At 38.6% G+C, this 20,576-nt stretch carries 22 protein-coding genes; 16 read left to right on the plus strand and 6 right to left on the minus strand.

All coding sequences use genetic code 11. The features are described from left to right. Window positions 1–412: 412 nt before the first annotated feature. Both IF202_RS10560 and rho read left to right on the plus strand, forming a co-directional pair. Window positions 413–1,495, plus strand: a complete 1,083-nt coding sequence (locus IF202_RS10560; protein WP_191594866.1) for an endonuclease/exonuclease/phosphatase family protein — start codon at window positions 413–415, stop codon at window positions 1,493–1,495. Window positions 1,496–1,546: 51 nt separating this feature from the next. After that, window positions 1,547–2,503 (plus strand): transcription termination factor Rho, encoded by a 957-nt coding sequence (gene rho, locus IF202_RS10565; RefSeq protein ID WP_191594867.1) that lies wholly within the window; start codon window positions 1,547–1,549, stop codon window positions 2,501–2,503. Window positions 2,504–2,576: 73 nt separating this feature from the next. On the opposite strand, the gene IF202_RS10570 is transcribed toward rho, so the two are convergent. After that, entirely contained in the window at window positions 2,577–3,878 is a 1,302-nt protein-coding gene (locus IF202_RS10570) for a DEAD/DEAH box helicase (protein ID WP_191594868.1), read from the minus strand. A 129-nt stretch (window positions 3,879–4,007) separates the two neighbouring features. On the opposite strand from IF202_RS10570, the gene IF202_RS10575 reads away from it, so the two are divergent. The 3 genes from IF202_RS10575 (at window position 4,008) to IF202_RS10585 (ending at window position 6,572) form a co-directional block, all read left to right on the plus strand. Then, complete coding sequence (locus IF202_RS10575) at window positions 4,008–4,298, plus strand: DUF1294 domain-containing protein (RefSeq protein WP_206705461.1); 291 nt, start codon at window positions 4,008–4,010, stop codon at window positions 4,296–4,298. 116 nt (window positions 4,299–4,414) lie between these two features. After that, window positions 4,415–5,296, plus strand: a complete 882-nt coding sequence (locus IF202_RS10580; protein WP_191594870.1) for a sensor domain-containing protein — start codon at window positions 4,415–4,417, stop codon at window positions 5,294–5,296. A 277-nt stretch (window positions 5,297–5,573) separates the two neighbouring features. After that, window positions 5,574–6,572, plus strand: a complete 999-nt coding sequence (locus IF202_RS10585) for a branched-chain amino acid aminotransferase (protein WP_191594871.1) — start codon at window positions 5,574–5,576, stop codon at window positions 6,570–6,572. 97 nt (window positions 6,573–6,669) lie between these two features. Here the strand turns inward: IF202_RS10585 and IF202_RS10590 are convergent, their stop codons facing one another. Further along, a complete protein-coding gene (locus IF202_RS10590; protein ID WP_191594872.1) occupies window positions 6,670–7,188 on the minus strand; it encodes a hypothetical protein in 519 nt (172 codons plus the stop codon). Window positions 7,189–7,415: 227 nt separating this feature from the next. Here IF202_RS10590 and IF202_RS10595 point away from each other — a divergent pair, with 227 nt between their 5' ends. Further along, window positions 7,416–7,694 (plus strand): hypothetical protein, encoded by a 279-nt coding sequence (locus IF202_RS10595; protein WP_191594873.1) that lies wholly within the window; start codon window positions 7,416–7,418, stop codon window positions 7,692–7,694. A gap of 72 nt (window positions 7,695–7,766) precedes the next feature. Here the strand turns inward: IF202_RS10595 and IF202_RS10600 are convergent, their stop codons facing one another. Beyond that, on the minus strand, window positions 7,767–8,273 hold the full coding sequence (locus IF202_RS10600) for a CpxP family protein (RefSeq protein ID WP_191594874.1): 507 nt from the start codon (window positions 8,271–8,273) through the stop codon (window positions 7,767–7,769). A 231-nt stretch (window positions 8,274–8,504) separates the two neighbouring features. On the opposite strand from IF202_RS10600, the gene IF202_RS10605 reads away from it, so the two are divergent. The 3 genes from IF202_RS10605 (at window position 8,505) to IF202_RS10615 (ending at window position 11,147) form a co-directional block, all read left to right on the plus strand. After that, the gene (locus IF202_RS10605) at window positions 8,505–9,191 is read left to right on the plus strand and encodes a response regulator (protein ID WP_191594875.1); all 687 of its coding nucleotides are present in this window, start codon (window positions 8,505–8,507) and stop codon (window positions 9,189–9,191) included. Next, on the plus strand, window positions 9,191–10,600 hold the full coding sequence (gene cpxA / locus IF202_RS10610; protein WP_191594876.1) for an envelope stress sensor histidine kinase CpxA: 1,410 nt from the start codon (window positions 9,191–9,193) through the stop codon (window positions 10,598–10,600). The genes IF202_RS10605 and cpxA overlap by 1 nt, the downstream gene beginning before the upstream one ends. 331 nt (window positions 10,601–10,931) lie before the next feature. After that, entirely contained in the window at window positions 10,932–11,147 is a 216-nt protein-coding gene (locus IF202_RS10615; protein WP_191594877.1) for a hypothetical protein, read from the plus strand. A gap of 27 nt (window positions 11,148–11,174) precedes the next feature. On the opposite strand, the gene IF202_RS10620 is transcribed toward IF202_RS10615, so the two are convergent. Beyond that, complete coding sequence (locus IF202_RS10620) at window positions 11,175–11,918, minus strand: class I SAM-dependent DNA methyltransferase (RefSeq protein WP_191594878.1); 744 nt, start codon at window positions 11,916–11,918, stop codon at window positions 11,175–11,177. A gap of 95 nt (window positions 11,919–12,013) precedes the next feature. Continuing rightward, window positions 12,014–12,934, minus strand: a complete 921-nt coding sequence (locus tag IF202_RS10625) for a TraB/GumN family protein (protein ID WP_191594879.1) — start codon at window positions 12,932–12,934, stop codon at window positions 12,014–12,016. A gap of 106 nt (window positions 12,935–13,040) precedes the next feature. Here IF202_RS10625 and IF202_RS10630 point away from each other — a divergent pair, with 106 nt between their 5' ends. From IF202_RS10630 to IF202_RS10660, 7 genes are all read left to right on the plus strand, one after another. After that, window positions 13,041–13,565, plus strand: coding sequence for an RNA methyltransferase (locus IF202_RS10630; RefSeq protein WP_191594880.1), 525 nt, complete (start codon window positions 13,041–13,043; stop codon window positions 13,563–13,565). 216 nt (window positions 13,566–13,781) lie between these two features. Further along, window positions 13,782–14,555, plus strand: a complete 774-nt coding sequence (locus IF202_RS10635) for a DUF481 domain-containing protein (protein ID WP_191594881.1) — start codon at window positions 13,782–13,784, stop codon at window positions 14,553–14,555. A 50-nt stretch (window positions 14,556–14,605) separates the two neighbouring features. Next, window positions 14,606–15,685, plus strand: coding sequence for a CobW family GTP-binding protein (locus tag IF202_RS17715; RefSeq protein WP_191594882.1), 1,080 nt, complete (start codon window positions 14,606–14,608; stop codon window positions 15,683–15,685). A 57-nt stretch (window positions 15,686–15,742) separates the two neighbouring features. Further along, entirely contained in the window at window positions 15,743–15,907 is a 165-nt protein-coding gene (locus tag IF202_RS17720; protein ID WP_328797218.1) for an SCP2 sterol-binding domain-containing protein, read from the plus strand. A 110-nt stretch (window positions 15,908–16,017) separates the two neighbouring features. After that, window positions 16,018–17,712 (plus strand): AMP-binding protein, encoded by a 1,695-nt coding sequence (locus IF202_RS10650; RefSeq protein ID WP_191594883.1) that lies wholly within the window; start codon window positions 16,018–16,020, stop codon window positions 17,710–17,712. Between the two features lie 188 nt (window positions 17,713–17,900). Further along, window positions 17,901–18,869, plus strand: a complete 969-nt coding sequence (locus IF202_RS10655; protein ID WP_191595163.1) for a D-2-hydroxyacid dehydrogenase family protein — start codon at window positions 17,901–17,903, stop codon at window positions 18,867–18,869. Between the two features lie 12 nt (window positions 18,870–18,881). Further along, on the plus strand, window positions 18,882–19,310 hold the full coding sequence (locus IF202_RS10660) for a cupin domain-containing protein (protein WP_206705462.1): 429 nt from the start codon (window positions 18,882–18,884) through the stop codon (window positions 19,308–19,310). Here IF202_RS10660 and codA read toward each other — a convergent pair. Next, on the minus strand, window positions 19,307–20,563 hold the full coding sequence (codA, locus tag IF202_RS10665; protein ID WP_191594884.1) for a cytosine deaminase: 1,257 nt from the start codon (window positions 20,561–20,563) through the stop codon (window positions 19,307–19,309). The two genes, IF202_RS10660 and codA, sit on opposite strands and share 4 nt — an antisense overlap. Between the last annotated feature and the right edge of the window lie 13 nt (window positions 20,564–20,576).

Raw genomic sequence — 20,576 nt, forward strand, 5'->3', positions numbered from 1 at the left:
GGATTATAACTCTATCGACCTTGACGTATCCTATGCCTTGAAAGTGTTGCTAGCTCATAGCTTCAAATATTTATTATATTGTAAGCAATAATCTAGCCAGTAAATTTTGAGTGTTAATAATAAGATTAGATTTTTTGTCAAAATTTAAGGCGTTTAGCTTCTTTTTATTAATTTTCTTATTGGCATATAAAGGCTGGTATTACTCTTAGTGAAGGGATATCTATTTTGATTCTTCCTAAATCGCATTTTTAAGTATGATTATTACTATGTCTGTATCACGTAGTACGTAAGAAAACTTGTTATTATGTTATCGTAAAAGTAATAAATAATAAGTAGGGGGTGGGCTAATGAGCCAGCCTTCGAAGATTGGCATATCGCCTTATATTTGAATTGGAAAAATCAGGTCTAGATTATGCAGTTGGTACTTGTTTTTTGTACATTGATTATTGTGTTAGTTACAGTGCTTCCCTTATCTAAAAATCAGCATTGGATCGTCAGAGGGATGGACTTTCCACGTTTGCAAATTGCAATTGTCTCAGCCACTGCTTTAATTGCGCATTTTATTTTTCTCGATATTCAAATGATATCCAACTGGGTAATTATCGGTGTAACTATTGCGTGCTTGATTTGGCAGCTGTGGTGGATATTGCCTTATACATGCATATGGCCAAAAGAGGTTAGAGCGGCTCGAGATACTAGTCCTGAGAAGCAACTTAGTATTCTTACATCGAATGTATTAACTCCTAATCGTAATGCTGATAGCTTGATTAAGTTAGTTAAAAAGCACAAACCTGATGTTTTGGTAACATTAGAATCTGACCAATGGTGGGAAGATAAGCTTATTGTGTTGGAAGAAACCATGCCCTACAGTATTAAATGTCCTCTTTCTAACTTGTATGGAATGCATGTCTTTTCAAAATTACCGCTAGAAAATCAAGAAATTTCCTATCTTGTTGAAAAAGATGTTCCATCGATACACGCATCTTTGATATTAAGAACGGGAGACAAGGTTCGTGTGCACTTTATTCACCCAGCGCCACCAAGTCCTACAGAAAATGAAGAATCAGCGGAGCGGGATGCTGAGTTAATGATTGTGGCTCGAAGTGTTGTTGATAGCGATCAACCGGTCATAGTAACAGGTGACCTTAATGACGTTGCTTGGTCTACAACAACTCGCCTATTTCATAAAATTAGTGGTTTGTTAGATCCACGCGTAGGTCGTGGCATGTACAACACTTTTCATGCAAAGTACTTTTTTTTGCGTTGGCCTTTAGATCATTTATTCCATAGCCAGCATTTTACTCTGCAATCACTTCAGCGTTTACCTTCGATTGGCTCCGACCATTTTGCTCTATTAACTCGATTAGTGTTTTCTCCGGAGGAGGGCTCTGATCAAAAAGGATTAACGTCGGATGCCTTTGATTATGATAGGTCAAAAGAAATGACTGAGAAAAAAGGTGTAAGCAAAAGCGAAGTGCCATGTCCTGGTGAGTAATAGGATCAACTGATTACAACACTTAATTACCTAAGGTTATAAATCGATATCATGACGAGAAAAATATTAAGTTTAAAAGGAAAAAGACCATCAGACTCTACTGCGGTAGATGAAGTGGCTGAGGATTTATACCCTAATGATCCTAAAAAACGTTTTTTAAATGGTGTGGCGATACATCCTGCACCTTGTATTCGTTTGGAGTCTGGATCTAAGCAGTATTCGATGCGCGCAATGGATCTCGTTTCACCAATTGGAATGGGCCAGCGAGGTCTAATCGTAGCACCCCCAGGTTCCGGTAAAACAACAATGTTAAAGCATATTTGTCAGGCAGTAGGGGAAGCGTATCCGGAGATAAAGCTATATGCCTTACTCATTGATGAACGACCAGAAGAGGTGACCGACTTTAAACGCGGTGTGCCAGCTGATGTGCATGCCTCTTCTTCCGATGAAAGCTATGCAGAACATGTAAAAGTTGCGGATAACTTGTTAGATATTGCCTGTAAGGAAGCCGGAGAAGGGCACGATGTAATGATTGTTATTGATTCTCTTACAAGGCTTTCACGAGTTTACAATGCTGGACAAAAGAGTAGCGGGCGCACAATGACTGGTGGGATTGATGCTAGAGCCTTAGAAATACCTCGAAAACTATTTGGTGCGGCTAGAAATATTGAAAATGGTGGCTCCCTTACTATTTTGGCCACTATATTAGTCGATACAGGTAGTCGAATGGATCAGGTGATCTTTGAAGAGTTCAAAGGTACGGGTAATATGGAAATCGTTTTATCGAGAGAAGTTGCAAGCCATCGAATCTTCCCTGCATTGGATATTGCTAAAAGCAGTACGCGTCGTGAAGAGTTGCTTATTGATGCTAAAGACATTGAGAAAGTTAGATCACTTCGACGATCATTAACACACCTTAAACCAGTAGAAGGCACAAAGAAGCTGGTCGAGCTGTTAGAAGAATTCCCTACTAATGCAGAGTTATTGAAAGGTTTCTCGCCAGAATAAAGGTAGAGTCGAAGATTGACTAAAGAGATCGGAATGTTTGAACTCGACCTCTTTAGTCTTAGCTTTTATAACTTTAAGACACTTTTTTACCTGAATCTTTAGTAGATTCTTTGCCTTTAAATTTTATTGTATTTTTAGGCTTAGAAGCGCTTCTAGGTTTTGAGGGTCCTTTACGTTCAGGAGCTTTACTCTTACGAACGAAATTCAAAACAGAAACAGGCACTGTTTTTCTCACTGGAAATTCGTCAATTTCTTCACGCTCAATAATGTGCTTTAAACGACTTTCTATGGCGCATAGGTTTTTAAAATCACCCATAGCAACAAAAGAAATGGCTTCACCTATTGCGCCAGCACGACCTGTTCGACCAATACGATGGACGTATTCTTCAGGTTTAAAAGGTAAGTCGTAGTTAACAACACGACTAAGGTCTCCAATATCGATACCACGAGCGGCAACGCCAGTAGCAACCAAATATTTAAGTTTGCCAGATTTAAAATCGGTCAGAATCTTTTCACGCATGGCTTGGCTTCTGTCACCATGAATACAGTCAGCTTCAATGCCTCGTTTAGCTAATTGGTCAACAAGCTTGGCTGCTCCGTGTTTTTTCTCGATAAAAATAAGTGCCTGATCCCACTGCTGCTCTTTTATTAAATGACTTAGTAAAGCGGATTTAGTGTCTTTATCTACTGTGATAAGCCATTGTTTAATATTAGGGGCTGTTTTTACTCTTGGTGAAATTTTTATCTCTGTAGCAGGTTCACTTACCTTGCTATCAGAAAAATCATAAGAAAGTTGGCGAACACTGTCAGTGATTGTTGCAGAAAATAATAGGTTCTGACGATGTTGAGGCAAACGATCAAGTATTTTATAGAGTTCATCGGTGAAGCCCATATCGATCATTCTATCGGCTTCATCTAATACTAAGACTTCAAGCTCATCAAAATGAACTGCTCGTTGATGTGCTAAATCAAGCAATCTACCTGGTGTTGCTACTAATATATCAACGCCTTCGATCAAGCGTTCTTTTTGTGGCTCTGTATCAACACCACCATAGATCGCCATAGACGTTAATTTAAGGTGTTTACTGTATAAAGCAACATTGGCTTCAACCTGAACAGATAGCTCGCGTGTTGGCGTTAAAATAAGCGCCCGTATACGTTTACCTCGTAAGGTACGTTCTTTCTTTAGCTTTTCTAAAATTGGTAAAACGAAAGCCGCTGTTTTACCTGTACCTGTTTGAGATGTTGCAACAAGGTCTTTACCAGAAAGTACAATAGGAATAGCTTGTGTTTGTATTGGGGTCGGTTTTTTATAACCTAATTCTTTAATAGCTTGTATAAGAGGTTTAGATAACCCAAGTTTTGAAAATGGCATAGAAGCTCGGACTGATTGTCATAAGGAGAGTAGCGCGCAGTATAGCGTATAATATCGTTATTTGTTGTGTGAAGAGGATATTATTTATCCAATTCCTTTTTATATTATCTCTGGATGAACAGGCGTGTTATGCCCTCAGTACTTTTAATATTGGCTTCTTTTTATGGCGTAATGAGCCTAGTGACTTTTTGCCTTTATGGTATCGATAAATCTGCCGCAAAGTGCAATAAATGGCGAGTGAGAGAGTCTACTCTGCATCTTATGTCTTTATTGGGCGGCTGGCCTGGGGCAATCCTTGGGCAAAAGGTGTTCCGACATAAGACTAAGAAACGTTTTTTCCGCTCCATGTTTTGGCTCACTCTTATACTCAATTTTGTCTTATTCTACGGTATGTACTCTCTGATATTTCGGACAATATAGCTTTTAAAATCAATTAATAATTAGTGTTATTCCAAGTGTTTTTCGTCAATTTTTAACTATACTTAATTGAAGAATTATCATTTTATATTTGCATTTATTTTCAGGAATAAGATTGTATGGATGACAACAAAGTCGTTATCAATTTAGCAGATGTCATGGAGTTGATGCTAGATGCTGTTTGTGTAGTTGACAAGTTTGGTTGCTTTGTATTTGTGAGTGCGGGTTTTGAACATATTTTTGGCTACACACCACAAGAAGTGATTGGTAGAAATATGGTTGAATTTGTTTATCCAGAAGACACTCAAGGAACGCTCGGCACTGTAGATACTATATTATCAGGGCAGTTACAACGGAGGTTTGAAAATCGCTGGGTTCATAAAGACGGGAAAGTCGTTAATATTCTTTGGTCTGCTAGGTGGTCGGAGGAGCATCAAGTTAGAATAGCTGTGGCCCATGATATTACTGAACGTAAAGAGATGGAAGCCTCTTTATTGTATGCGGCGGGTCATGATGATTTGACCAAGTTACCTAATCGAACTCTATTATTAGACCGTCTACAGACTGCATTAATATTAGCAGAACGTGAAAGAACGATGTTATCCGTTTTGTTTATTGATATTGATGGATTCAAAGCGGTGAATGATGACTTTGGCCATATAATGGGAGATAAGCTACTGTTGGGCATTGCTAAACGCCTGAAATCTTGTATCAGAAAGTCTGACACTGTGGGACGTTTGGGTGGTGATGAGTTTTTGATTGTTCTTCATAATACCCATAAGACAGTGAATGCAAAAACAGTGGCTGATAAAATTAGAACTAAACTTGCCCAGCCTTTTATTATTGAAGGGGCTCAGTTAGAAGTGTCATCTAGTATAGGTATTGCGAGTTACCCAGAGAATGGCACAACGCCTTTAGAGTTAGTTCAGCTTGCAGATCAAGCCATGTACCAAGCTAAAAAAAGTGGCGGTGATGAAGTAATTTTTTACCTCCCTTTGTGATTTTTGTCTTTGGATCATTGAGCCTTTCTTACGTAGAGAGTAATATCTTCCCACGTTCTATCACTTTTCAGTTAATCAGTATGTTATCTATTTTATTTCATGGAAATACTCAGCATACACACTCTATTTGATTGGTGGTTCACGATTTACTTTCTTCAAGCTGACGTCCGCTTTAAAACTCGGTATTGAGACTGAAACTTACTTGGTTAACGTTTTTATATTAGCGGTTTGTGTGTCTGGTGTTACTTGTAAACATTTAATTATATAGGAAAAGATAATGGCGGCTTTTGGTAGCGTGTTTATGCCTAAAATGGCGTTGGCAACATTCGAAAATAATCAATGGAGTGAGGCTAGTCTTGTTTCTTCGGATAGTATTCAAATGCATCCGGGCGCGCATGTTCTACATTACTCAAGTACTTGTTTTGAAGGTTTAAAAGCATTTCGCCACGAAGACGGCAGTGTTCATGTGTTTCGTATGGATCAAAACATTAAACGTTTAGCGCAAAGTAGCCGATTGCTGTCTTTGCCTATAATTGATGAAGAACAAGTAAAGAAAATGATCATAGATTCCGTTGCTGAGTTTGCAAGCGAGGTGCCTGTGCCACCGGGTTCTATGTATGTTCGTCCAACGCACATTGGAACAGAAGCAAATGTGGGTAAAGCCGCAGGCGCGACAGCAACATCCATGATGTATATTTTATTGTCTCCAGTAGGAGATTACTTTACTGGTGGTGCTCAAGCATTACGCCTTTTGCTTGATGAAACTGGAATGCGCTGTGCACCTCACATGGGCATGATTAAAAGCGGTGGTAATTATGCCAGTGCATTAGGTCCAATTTCAAAAGCAAAAGTAGAATTACAAGCGGATCAAATTTTATTTTGTCCAAATGGCGATGTTCAAGAGACTGGTGCAGCGAACTTTTTGTTAATCGACGGCAATGAAATTATTACGAAAGGTTTAGATACGAGTTTCTTACATGGCGTGACCCGTTCTTCTATTCTTACTCTGGCGGCTGATTTAGGGATGACGGTAACGGAACGTGATCTAACTGTTGCGGAATTGTTAGAACGTGCTGCAAAACCAGAAGTAGAAGCTGTATTATCAGGCACGGCTGCCGTATTAACGTCTGTAGGTACTTTTATTCACAATGAAAAAGAATACAAAGTAGGAACAGGAGAGCCAGGACCTATAGCGGATAAACTTCGTTTAGCCTTGAATAATATCCAATGGGGTAAAGCAGAAGACAAACATAATTGGTTAACAAAAGTCTGTTAAGTATTGCTCAGTAAGCCTAGCAATTGAATAAATAAAAAAGGGTTGAAGTTTAAAGCTTCAACCCTTTTTCTAAAGTAACAGTAATATTAACTGTGTTTTAGAAGCTCAATCTTGCAGAAACTGCCATGACGTCAGAGTTTTCAAGCATTTCATAATGGCCTGCAACAGAGAAGTTCTCTGTGAAGTAATACCCTAATGAAAGTGCAATGCCATCTAGGCTATCAACATCTGTATAAGTTGTGTATGACGCTGTTACTTCTAATCGATCTGAAATCGTACTGCGTATACCAGCAGTCAAACTAAAGTCAGAATCTATATTGTCATAGTCGTTATAATGCACAAGACCAAATAAGTGAGCAGAACTGCCAATTTCCATATATCCGCCGATCCCAAGTTTTAATACATCAAAATCATTATAATCAAGCATTTCTAATGAAACGATTGGGACAACAGATGTTTCAAAAGAAGCAGATAAGGCAGAATAATCGCCATCACCACCACCATCAAACTCGACGTTACCGATTGCATATTCTACGTAATTAAATGGAGAGGCTGTGGCATTGATGGATAGAGCCATTGCAGCCGCTGCAATTCCTGTTGCGATTAGTTTTTTCATGTTCTTCTCCGTTAAACTGATGATGTTGAGTGGGTCACAATACATTAGGTTTTATATCTACAACTAAAGTTTACGGCAGGAAAACTGTAAAGTTTAGTTGTTTATAGGTTTTTTTTTAAGCTATTCTTACTTGATCGTAACTTAATGATATAAACAGGACATTAAAACTTTGTAAAAAATCAAAGGTTATATTGTTACTAATTTAAAGGTTGTTTGGGTTTGTATTTATGAAAGATGTAATGAGAAAGCTTTGTTCTCCTATCTTAGGGATGTTTGAATCTGGTGAAGGTAAGTACGATTATAGAAAATCCCATCGTACTATACTGCTAGTACTAGGGACGTTGTGCTTTATTATTGCTTCAGTGTCACTATTTTTTACATTAAAAACAGGTGAATTTGCAGGTATTATTCCTATTACTGTCTTTTTTATAACTGGTTTGGTTTGTGAAATTGTGGGCTTGCTAGGTAGTGACCAAGCGGTTGCCAGAATCTGGAAGCGGAACTAGTCGTAGTTCTTGAACTGTTATTAAGAAAGTAAAAAAGGCGACCAAGGTCGCCTTTTTTATAGCTAGGGTGATTTATTTATCATGTTTGCTTTTATGATCTCGCATATCATCAATACACTCGTCTAAACGTTCTTTTTGAAGCTCAACGAACGTATTTTTTTGCTTAGCTGTTAGGATGCTTAGCATTTCATGTTGTTCGTTAAGCTTTTCCACTTGACGCTTGATTCTTTTTTGACTCATTTCTTTGGCGATTTGAGTTGCTTTTGCAGGGTCAAATTTTTCTGCTAGTAGTAAATTATTTAACTGCTCAAGACGTTGTTCTTGCATTGCATTGCGCTGTTCTGGGTCTACATTATCTCGTTTAGCTTTATTATCTTCTCTGCTGGCTTTGCGGAGTGATTTAAATTGCTCTTTTTGTTCATCTGTTAGGTTGAGCTCTTTTAACATGCCGCGATCAAGCCCTGGACGACATTCTTGATGATCTTTTTGTCCATTCCCACCAAATGCAAAGGCACTACCTGTACTTAATACTAGAGGTAGAACAACAGACGCTAAAATAAGTTTTTTTGCCATTTTCATATTCTTTTCCTTATATGCTAGGTTGGTTATTTCAATTGTTCGTTAATGATCGTGTTGTTGATCGAACTGCACTTTCAGCGCATAGGGATAGAATAGAGATTGTTAGGTAAAGCGGCGTATCGCCAAGGTAAAGTATCGTAAAGGCACCGTCATTGTTCTGTTTTCATCGTAAAATAGAGTCAGTTACCTATTGATTGTATTTAAAACCGTATTACTTGTTAGGACGTCTATATGCCACACATATTAATAATCGATGATGATGTTGAATTGAGCGATTTACTCAAAGAAGTTCTATCTTTCGAAAACTGCACTGTTTCTACTGCATACGATGGTTTGGAAGGGTTAGATATTATGGATGACAGTGTGGACCTAGTCTTACTAGATGTCATGATGCCTAAATTAAATGGTTTTGAGACGTTAAAGCAGTTGCGTGAAAAGTGGGACGCACCTGTTTTGATGTTAACGGCTAAAGGTGATGAGATTGATCGTGTTTTAGGACTTGAGCTTGGAGCAGACGATTATTTACCAAAACCTTTTAGTGAGCGGGAGTTGCTTGCAAGAATTCGAGCTATTTTACGGAGAACCCAAATACCGAAAAATAATCAACACAATGACTTTGTAATGTATCGCGATATTAAATTGTATCCTGGGCGTTTGGAATCTTTCTGTAACGGTGAACTTCTAGATTTAACCAGTACCGAGTTTGCTCTTTTACACTACTTCTTACTTAACCCAGGCGAAGTATTAACAAAAGAAGTGCTGAGCCTTGATGTATTAGGTAAACGTTTAGCTGCGTTTGATCGAGCGGTTGATATGCATGTTTCTAATTTACGTAAAAAATTACCAGATTGGCCTAATGGAAAACCTCGGATTAAAACGTTACGCGGTCGTGGCTATTTATTGGTTGAGGGGGATTAATGCGATTACCAAGTGTTACTAGCTTATATGGTCGTATTTTTGCGATATTTTGGTTCACTATGTTTCTTGTTATTTTGGCAGTATTGGCGTTGCCAAGATTAGATCCTCGTTTAACCAAAGATATTGCTTCTCGGCATTACCACGGCATGCTGCAGGTAAGAGACAAAATTGAACAACGTTTCTCTTCGCAGCAAGCTGGCACGAAAGAGTTATCATCAAAAGCAGACCTTAATCACATATTAGATTCTTTTGACAATCGTTCGAAGCGGAGTGACGAGCCTAAATTACGACTTTACCTTACGGACCCTGACGGAAATATTCAGGCATGGTCTCGCCGTTCTGATTTTTCATTGAAGGCCTTGCGGAATTTTGTCACAACGATTGATGACCCTTTAAAGCCACAGCAAAAACTCTATGGCAAAACGATGTTGTCAGGGCCTATTCCTGTTGATTTGGCAGATAAAAAATACTTTCTTTATTTCGGTATGAAATGGAATGAACCACCAGGTTTTTTATTACAACTGTTTGATCATCCATTTCGTTTACTGTTGGCTGTAATGTTGGTTAGTACGCCTTTGTTGTTATGGCTTGCTTGGGCATTAAGTCAACCTGCTCGTCGTTTAGAACAGGCCGCTCAACGGGTAACACAAGGTGTATTTGAAACCGATCCAGAACTGGAAAAAGGTACATCGGAATTTCGGCAAGCGGGTGCTAGCTTTAATCAGATGGTTGAAGCAGTCAATATGATGATTTGTCGTCAGCAGCGTTTATTGTCAGACATTTCCCATGAACTACGCTCGCCCTTGACTAGGTTAAGAATGGCGCAAGCTTTGGCTATTCGTAAACAAGGTGAAAGTTCAGAACTTATTCGAATTGACACAGAAGCGCAAAGGCTCGAGCTAATGATTGCAAAACTGCTTGAACTGTCTCATATACAAGTCGATAGCCATTTAAATCGAGAAGCTCAGCCTCTCTCAAGTCTGTGGGAAGGCTTATTAGCCGACAGTCAATTTGAGGCTGAACAAATGGGAAAAACGCTACAAATATCTGATATACCAGACAGGTCAATGATTTGTTCGCCACAGTTATTAATGAGTGCGCTAGAAAATATCGTACGAAACTCAATTTACTATGGCAAAGATAAAATTATAGTGTCATTTGTAGAGCATAAGGAAAGCTTATCCATAAAAGTAGAAGATAATGGGGAAGGTGTTCCAGATGAAGAACTCGAGTCTATTTTTAGACCTTTTTACCGAGTGTCTACAGCACGAGATCGCCACAGTGGCGGTACTGGGCTTGGGCTGGCTATTACGGAAAGCGCTATTCGTCAGCATAATGGAACTATTCAAGCGTCTCGTAGTACATTAGGCGGATTATTAATAGAAATATCTTTACCCTTAATTAGTTAAGTTCTAAGGGCCAGAGTATTAATTGGTTTTAATAAAATGAAGACAGAAAGCGACGCCGTATAAAGGCGTCGCTTTAATGATAAGAGAGCTCTTTCACTCAAAATAAAAAAGCATTAGTAGACAAAAGAGAAAATTGAGCTCATATTGTATATCTTATAGAGTTTTCCGCATTCTGATCTTCCGAAATACTTTTCTTCTTATATCCAATTTGAATAAAAATACGGTGTGTAGCTGACGTCTATAGCTCATGTGTTTTATCTATTTTTTAGACTGAAATTTTGAAATAACAACAGAGAACTATATTTAGTTTCTCTCATATCATAGGGAAAATATGATAAATACAGCGAAAGAGTTTTTGCTACAAAGAATTTATGCTTTTACAAGTCAGGCATTTGACCCAAATTCTGATCCACAAGTGACAGGTGTATTAAAAAGTAAATTCAATATACGCTTACCACAGAGACGATCTATGAATGAGTCTTTATCTTCTACTGTAAGTGATCATGAAATCATTTCTTTGATTTTGAAATATCGCTCTATGGTATAATTAGAAAACCAGATTATTACATCTTCTTTATTTCTTCACACATACGAATATTGCATTACCAGACAGCTTGTTCCACGTGATTATTTTGTCATAGTCATGCTCAAATATATGAACGTCAAAATAGGGCATTAGTAAATTCTGTAACGCTTCGAAATTGATTGCTACCATTGGGTGTTCGTCTGTCCATTGCTGTGTTATCTCAGTAGTCGTTTTTTCAACACTTAGTTTTAATTTTTGTTTTTCTCCCTCTCCTGAGTAAAACCAAGATGAACAAAAACTAAATTCGCTGTTATCATGCAGCACTGTATGTTTTGCCATTAGTTCATTATCTATATGGTTCTTATCGACAGCGTTAAAACAGAATATACCATCTGTTTTTAGTGCTTTATGAGCACTTTTTATTGCACCATTTAAGTTTTCAATATCACCACTGTAATGGATGGAATACAAAAAACAGGTAATTAAATCGTAACTTGAGTCCGTCTCAAAGGTACACATGTTCCCGAGTTCGAATTTAGCTTCTGGGCAGTTTAGTGCTGCAATGTCTAGCATAGACTGGCTTATATCCAGCCCATTGCATTGATAACCCTCTTTAATAAAATACTCAATATGTGGCCCTGTTCCACAGGCTAAATCTAAGTATTTTAACCCGCTGTTACCAAATATTTGATGAAGTCGGTGTACTGTATCGCTCTGGGATCGATAATTTATATCCGCACACATTAGATCGTAGTAACAGGATAAATCTGTATAAAGTGCGTTGTCGGGCATCTAGTCTATTACTCACATGGAACAAGGATGGCGCATCATATAGTAATCCATAATTTTTCACAGCGCTGAAATCACATATTGAATAATAAAAAGGCTTAAAGCTGTTCAACTTTATAACCATTGGCTTTAAGCGATTTTAATACACTGTCTGGTCCTGCTAAATGCATTGCGCCAACCATAATAAAGGCGACATCAGAATTGTTAAGCATGGCTTCTATTTGTGGTACCCAAAGAGCGTTGCGCTTGGCAAGTAGAGTGTCATAAATTTCAGGATAATCTTCTTTTAATTCAGCTTGTTCAAGCGACGCGAGAGTTTTCATGTCGCCAGTACGCCAGCTGGTACGTAAACTATCCATTGTTTCAGCCATGTCTTTAATATCGGATAAAGCATATTCGACTACTTGATTATCATCTTGGGTATTTAAATCTGTAAGCATGGCGACTTGTGCTTCGGGCTTTTCTAGCCAACCTCTTGGTTTATTTTCTTGTGTCGCTTTACGTGAGTAAAATTGATCAACACCTTCGCTTGTAAACCCTAAGTGCCTAAGTTCTACCATGCTTAGAGAAATCGCAAGTGCGCTAGGCTTTAAACTCTCTACCGTTTCTATTGGGATGTGGCGACTGTCTAAATACCGCTTTAGTTCGTTATATACGTTAGGTTGGAGAACTTTGTCGATCGTTGTTCCGTCGGTATAAAGCATTTTTGCTTGAAGATTCTTTTGAAAACTAGGTTCGTTTAATACCTCCATATCTGTTTCAAAAATGACTTTATCCGATGCTTGGTAGGCGATTTCGTAAGCTTTAGGTAGCGGGTAATCTTGTTCGCTTAGTAAGTGGATAGTGCCGCCAATATAGAGTGTGTTTGTGTCTGAGCTTACCTTCCATACAGATGCTGCTTGAGCTTGAAACGTAGTTGCTGCTAATAGAGTAAAACCGATGTTTTTTAATAACTTTCTTGTTGTTGATTCTTTTTCTAGAAGGCTTTGTTTAAAAGATCTTTTTTTCAAAGTGTTCATACTGCCTCGAAATAAATTTGTGGCTTAAATAAAGATTGAATCGTTATGGTGTTTATAAATAGTGGTACTATCTTCGAAATTTTCAATCTCAGTGTCGTACCTATCTATGAAAAAAGAATATGTTTCTATCGGTTTAACTAATCCTAAAGGTGCAGAAAATGTTGGTGCTGTGATGCGAGCCGCTGGTTGTTATCAAGCAGATCAGGTTTTGTATTCAGGGCTACGTTATGATCGGGCCGCTAAAATGTCGACCGATACGCAAAATGCCAGAAGTTCTATTCCTCTGATCAACATAGAGACGTTAAGCGTTGATAATCTAGTTGATGCGGTAGATTCAAAAACCAAAATTGTATGTGTTGACTTGATTCAGGGGGCAACATCTTTACCAGACTTTGATCACCCAGAAAAAGCGTTATATATATTTGGTCCAGAAGATGGAACGATCGAGCAAAAAATAGTAGATCGAGCCGATTTTGTTGTGTTTGTTCCTACTGTTGGTTGTATGAATCTAGCGGCGTCAGTCAATGTGCTTTTGTATGATCGATTAGCAAAATCCTCTAGACTAAAAGACGGTGATGCACTTATTTGCCAGAGTAAAGATGGAAATAATAATGTAAAGGTTCGCCCTTAAAAAAATACTTTCTTAGTTTTATCTAATACTTTTCAATTAGTTAGCTTAATCCTGACTGTTATTCAGAATCATCAATGTAAAAATAACTCCTAAGCCTGATGGCAGTATAGGAAGGTGATTCTGTTTTACTTCAACACCGCTTTAAGTGGTTTCTTAATTATCTACACCTTCCTTTTTTGTCAGGGATCAATTCATTAGACATAAGGGTGTATATCAATGTCATTTTTGAAGAGACTCATTTACATTATCTTCATGATCTCTATACCTGTTTCGTATGCTGTAGAGCCAGTTAAACCTCTGAAGGCGTTAAAATTACCAAGACCACTAGAGCCTTTAAATACAGAATTAGAATTAGGTATTTTTGCTGCATCCGGAAACACAAACAGCAAAGCGGCAAAAGGAAAGGTGCTCATCAAGCAAGATTTTAGAGAATGGAAGAATGAATATTTACTCGATATGTTCTATACGCAGAACGTATACGATGGAGAGACCGAAGTCACAGCGCAAAAGCTATTCTTTTCAACACAAAGTGATTATAAATTAAGTAGTGAAAATACATCAGTATTTGTGTTTGGTTCTTATACGGATGATAGGTTGAGTGGTTATGACTATCAAAGTACTATTGCTATTGGTTATTCCGCTAGACTTTTTTCCAATGAAACCTCATTTCTAAATTATAGTGTGGGTCCAGGTTATTCTTTTACTCGAGCGAATGATGGGGAGAGAATCAGTTCTAATATTGTTCGTATTGAGGGAAAATACCGATATAACCTTAGTTTTAACTCTAAGTTCACACAAACTTTGAGTACAGAAATTGCGTTAAATAGAGGGCAAAATACTGAGTCGAAATCTGAGTCAGCTATCAGTGCTATGCTAAGGCAAAACTTAAGCATGAAGGCGGCTTATAGTGTGATTCATAATAGTGATCCACTCGATTCTAACGAGAAAACCGATACTGTCACGAGTCTAACCTTGGCGTATTCGTTCTAATTATTTTTTAACGGAATGAGGGTTTTAATGTGCGTTATCAAGGCATAAAGGTGACCTTAGTAACTGGTTTCTTAGGCGCCGGTAAAACAACATTGATCCGACAATTACTTGATCTGTCTCCAGTCAATGAACGTTGGGCAGTATTAGTTAATGAGTTTGGTGACATAGGTTTGGATAGTGCATTTTATTCAAACTCTGATGTAGCAATCAAAGAAGTACCTGGTGGGTGTGTTTGTTGTACAACATCTGCGGCCTTTCAACAGGGATTGAATCAGTTAATCAAAGAACACAATCCTGATCGTATTTTTATTGAGCCATCTGGACTTGGTCATCCAAAACAAATCATTCAGAAATTACGCGGTACTTCTTATCATGATGTACTGCTGCTAACTGGCGCGTTTTGTGTCTTGGATGCTCGTAATCTAAAAGATGAGCGCTATACCAAGCACACCATTTTTAATGATCAAATAGAATCAGCCAATGGTATTGTTTTTAGCCATGTAGATAGTTACCAGAAAGAAGATATTGAAATGCTAGAAGCTCGTTTTAGCGCCGCTTCTTTACCTGACCCTAAGCCTGCTACCTTTCTTTCAAACCCTATGCATCTTGATCTTGAAGATTTAGACATTGGCTTAATCAATATACCTGTTGAGGGCGATTTGATTCACACTCACGATACAGGCGGTTTACACGATACAAGCCATTCACATCATGCAGGCCACTCGGAGAAAGAAGGTCCGGTTCAAGGCAGCACACATCAAGAAGATGCTGTCCAAATAGAGACATCACCTTGGCATTATCAAAAGCACCAAGATGGGATGAAGGTATTAGGTTGGCGTTGGCCAATTGATGAAAATTTCAATCAAGATAAAGTAAAGTCTATGGTTCATGATGTAGCCAAATTAAATAATATTTATCGTGTCAAAGGTGTGTTTTCTATCAGCATTACAGAGGCTTTATTTGTAAATTTGTCACGTGGTGAAGTGACGTTTAATGTGTCTCCATGGGATAAAACAAGCCGTATGGAAGTTATTGGTGCTTTTACAAAATTGGATGAAGAAAACGCCGGTAAAGAAGATGAAAACAGCTGGCCGTATAAAACTTTATCTTTAGTAAATGCTTTAATTTAGGTTGTGTTGGCCGCTATTTATTAAGTGTAGCTGATGAGGGATATGAAATAGACAGGCGTGGGTGTAATACCTAAACGGTCATTATCTAGTATTGTTTTTGATACTTTAAAAGAGGTGGTTGTTATCGAATTAGGTGGTATGACCGCTTTCATGCAAGGTAAAATTGGTACAGACGGAGATATTATGCGAGTGACTAAGTTGATTCAAATATTGCCTTTGTAGGGTTTGAGTTCGACAATGGGCTGATCTAGCACTCAATTATTTTTAGTCGAACTTTTGTATTTACTTTTATTCTCCTAAATAAAAAAAACAAATGGAGCTTTTTTATAGCTATGGAAACTTCTACTCATAACAATGTAGGTGTCGATAAAGCACCAGGTAGTTATTTACCTGATTCACTTAATCCTGCAGGCTACCAATCGCTAGTTGATATATTAGATTTAGCGGTTGAAAAATATAACGAATTACCCGCTTTTACAAGTATTGGTAGAACATTGACTTACCGTGAGTTAGGCGAAAAGTCAGACCTCTTTGCAGCGTACCTTCAAAATGAAACGGATTTAGTTCCTGGTGACCGAATTGCGATTCAATTACCTAATGTCATTCAGTATCCAGTCGTACTATTTGGTGCGATGAAGGCAGGATTAATTGTTGTAAATACTAACCCTTTATATACTTCTAAAGAGCTTGAGCATCAGTTCAATGATGCGGGCGTAAAGGCATTAGTTGTGTTCGCTAATATGGCTCATAATGTCGAAAAGATCCTCGCTAAAACATCGATTAAACACGTTATTATTACTGAAATCGCAGATTTTCATACATCGATTAAACGATTGTTAGTGAACTCAGTGGTTAAGTATGTAAAAAAAATGGTACCAACTTATCATCTCCCAAATGCATTAAGTTTAAATCATGCATTGTTTAAAGGGGCCGGAAAACCAGTTGTGAAGATAAAAGCCACATCAGAGCAAATTGCTGTTCTGCAATATACTGGTGGAACAACAGGCGTCGCAAAAGGCGCTATGTTAACTCACGCTAACCTGATTTCTAACACATTCCAGTTAAGCTCTCGTTTGAGAACTATACTAGAGGAAGGTGTTGAAACTTATATAGCGCCCTTACCTCTGTACCATATTTACGCATTTTTAATACATGGCTTAACCTTGTTAGAGCTTGGCGGTCATAGTGTTTTAATTCCTAATCCAAGAGACTTATCGGGTTTTGTTAAAGAGTTAAAGAAATGGAAGTTCACTGGTTTTGTTGGACTGAATACTTTATTCGTTGGTCTATGCAACAAACCTGATTTCCGTGAATTAGATTTTTCACATCTCAAGCTGACTTGTTCTGGCGGTATGCCTTTGACGCATTCTGCCGCAGAAGAGTGGCAAGCTGTTACGGGAGGAGTGGTCGTTGAAGGTTATGGTTTAACTGAGACGTCGCCTGTTGTGTCATTTAACCCTATCGGTAAAGAGCAGATTGGAACCATTGGTATTCCTATTCCTCAAACAGAAATCAGAATACAAAATCGAGAAGGTCAAACACTACCACAAGGTGAATCAGGTATGTTATGCGTGCGTGGACCGCAGGTAATGAAGGGTTATTGGAATCAAGAGCTAGCTACTCAAGAGGTCATGACAGAAGATGGCTTTTTAATCACGGGTGATATTGCGGTGCAACATGCAGACGGTTATTTACAAATTGTCGACCGCGCTAAAGACATGATAATTGTGTCTGGTTTCAATGTTTACCCAACAGAAGTTGAGGGTTGTCTGTCATCTCATCCTGATATTTTAGAGTCTGCTGCGATTGGTGTTGCGGACGATAAAGCGGGAGAGGCTGTAAAAGTCTTTGTGGTTCTAAAAGCAGAAACTGAAGTGCTCGATATCCAAGCGCTACGAGCATATTGCAAAGAGCATTTAGCGGCTTATAAAGTACCTAAATATGTTGAGGTCAGAACGGAATTACCAAAAAATAATGTTGGTAAAGTATTGCGTAGAGCTTTTCGAGAAGAAGAGCAGGTCTCGTAAAAATGAGTATTCGTTATTCTAAATAAAGCATTTCCTTATTTTTTAGTTTGTTTTAAATGTAATTCATTAGCGTTTGAGCATATTATTTAAAGGTACTATTCTAGGGTAGATAGTATTGAAAAAATCACTTATGCCATTGTGATTACTTGACCATTACAATGGCAACCTTATCTCTAGGAGACGATACCTTGAAAATAGCGGTACTGGACGATTATCAAAACTGTGTGAAAGACCTTGAGTGTTTTAGTCTTCTACAAGATCACGATGTTCATGTTTTCAATGAAACCTTTTTGACAGTAGATGATTTAGTTCGCAATCTGATTGATTTTGATGTGTGTATTCTGATTCGTGAACGCACCGTGATTACCGAAGCCTTATTGTCTCGCTTGCCTAATTTAAAATTGATTAGCCAAACAGGAAAAATCAGCAACCATATTGATGCTAAACTTTGTCATCAATATGGTGTTGCCGTATCTGAAGGCGTTGGTTCGCCTGTCGCGCCGTCTGAACTTTGCTGGGGACTGATCATGTCAGCAAGTCGACACATTCCCGCTTATGTTTCTCATTTCACACAAAATCAATGGCAACAATCTGGTTCGTTAGGCTTAGGGCGAGTATTAAATGGTTCCGTGCTTGGTATTTGGGGATACGGCAAAATCGGTCAACGTATTGCTCAATACGCGAAAGCTTTTGGTATGGAAGTGATTGTATGGGGAAGAGACGCTTCTAGAGCATTGGCGCAGGAACATGGTTTTTCAGCCGCGGCCTCTAAAGCAGAATTCTTTCAAATCGCTGATGTGGTTTCGTTACATTTAAGACTTAATGAGGCCACCAAAGCCTGTGTGACCGAAGACGATCTAGAGCAAATGAAAGACGGCGCTTTGTTTGTTAATACCAGCCGTGCTGAGTTAGTTGAGAAAGGCGCTTTGTATCGTGTGATGTCTGCGAATCCAAATAAACAAGCTGCGGTTGATGTGTTCGAAACAGAACCGGCTAATCACGATAATGAGCCATTGTTGTCTTTACCAAATGTACTCTGTACGCCACACATAGGTTACGTTGAACAAGGCAGTTATGAGCTTTATTTTAAAATTGCCTTTGATAATGTTGTTGCATTTGCCAATGGCGAACCACAAAACCTTGTATTTGATGTTTAAAGGCGCTTTTTAATGTCTTCTGTTTCTAATGACCAAATCCATTTGTCTGTTTTGTTTTCGCCTCTTGATGATGAAACCGGTAAAACAGGCTCTTCTATTTTTAAGGACGTGCTTTATTCATTAGAAAATTACAACGGTTTATTTATTACAGACAGAATCGATGCATTGAACTTTCGTCATCGTATGAGTGAAGTCGGTTATTTTAGCTCTTGGCATGTTGCGGGTGATCCAACTCTTATTATTGTTCGCTCTGGTACCTTGAGAATCGGATTGCGTAACGGCGAATATCGGGATTTTACAGCGGGAGATATGTTTATCGCCCAAGATTACTTACAAGCAGATGAAGTCTTTGATGATCAGGTTCATGGTCACACCGCTGCGCTAGTGGGTGACCAAGCACTGCTTGCTGTACACATTAAGTTATCTGCAAGACAGGATTAGATCGTACTAATCCAAGGCTTACTGATGACTTGAGCAGGTTGTCGTTGCATGATGATTTCACCATGACGTACTGACAATAAAACCTCTCCTTGTTTGCGTAATACACTGTAGTCGTCGAACCCTTCTAATAAAATGAAGTTCGCTGGGTTTCCAATTTTGATTCCGTAATTTTCCAAACACATGGTCTTCGCGCTGTTGTCTGTGATCATATCTAACGCACTTTCGTAGTCCTTGTAACCCATCATTTGGCAGATGTGCATGGCAAAATCTAAGGTGCGTAGTAGTTTACCATTGCCCAGTGAATACCAAGGATCGAAGATGGAATCTTGTCCTAAGCAAACGTTGATGTTGGCTTCACGCAACTCTTTCACCCGAGTAACACCACGGCGTTTTGGATAAGTATCGAATCGACCTTGTAGATGAATACTTTCTGTTGGACAAGAAATGAAGTTAATGCCTGAGTTTTTCAACAAACGAAACAATTTCGAGCAATAGGCATTGTCATAGGAATGCATCGCTGTTGTATGGCTGGCAGTGACTTTGTCACCCATGTCATGGAACAAGGCTTCGCAAGCCAAAAACTCAAGAAAACGTGAATTCGGATCATCGATTTCATCACAATGTACATCCACTAGACGATCATACTTTTTTGCCAGTTCTATTATCAGTTTGACCGACTTTTCACCCAGTTCTCGCGTGTATTCAAAATGAGGAATCCCGCCTACAACGTCAGCTCCTATTTCTAGGGCTTCTTCCATGAGTTTTAAACCACTCGGATACGACAACATACCGTCTTGTGGGAAGGCAACGACTTGTAAATCTATCTTATCTTTCAATTCATCTCGTAGTGCACATAAGGTCCGAACACCAATCAAAGTTGGGTCTGTCGTATCTGCATGAGTACGAATTGCCTGAACACCATTTTGTACCAAGAGCTCAATGGTAGACAGAGCGCGCTTACGAATGTCGGCTTCGTTCAGCATAGGTTTGCGCTGACTCCAACGTTCAATTCCCTCAAAAAGCGTACCGCTTTGATTCCATTCAGGTTCGCCAGCAGTGAGTGCTGCATCAAGATGAATATGAGGCTCGACAAAAGGTGCACAGACAAGGTTACCGTCAGCGTTGATGTCATCGTTTAACGATGTATCGGCTAAGGTGCCATCTTGTTTTTCGATTTTGGTAAAGTGACCGTTTTCAATGTGTAAGGTAAATAGTTCAGGTTTTTGGCGTAAACGAGCATTAATAATTTGCATAGGAAACCTCAAT

The sequence above is a fragment of the Marinomonas colpomeniae genome, assembly GCF_014803385.1.
Classification (GTDB): Bacteria; Pseudomonadota; Gammaproteobacteria; order Pseudomonadales; family Marinomonadaceae; genus Marinomonas; species Marinomonas colpomeniae.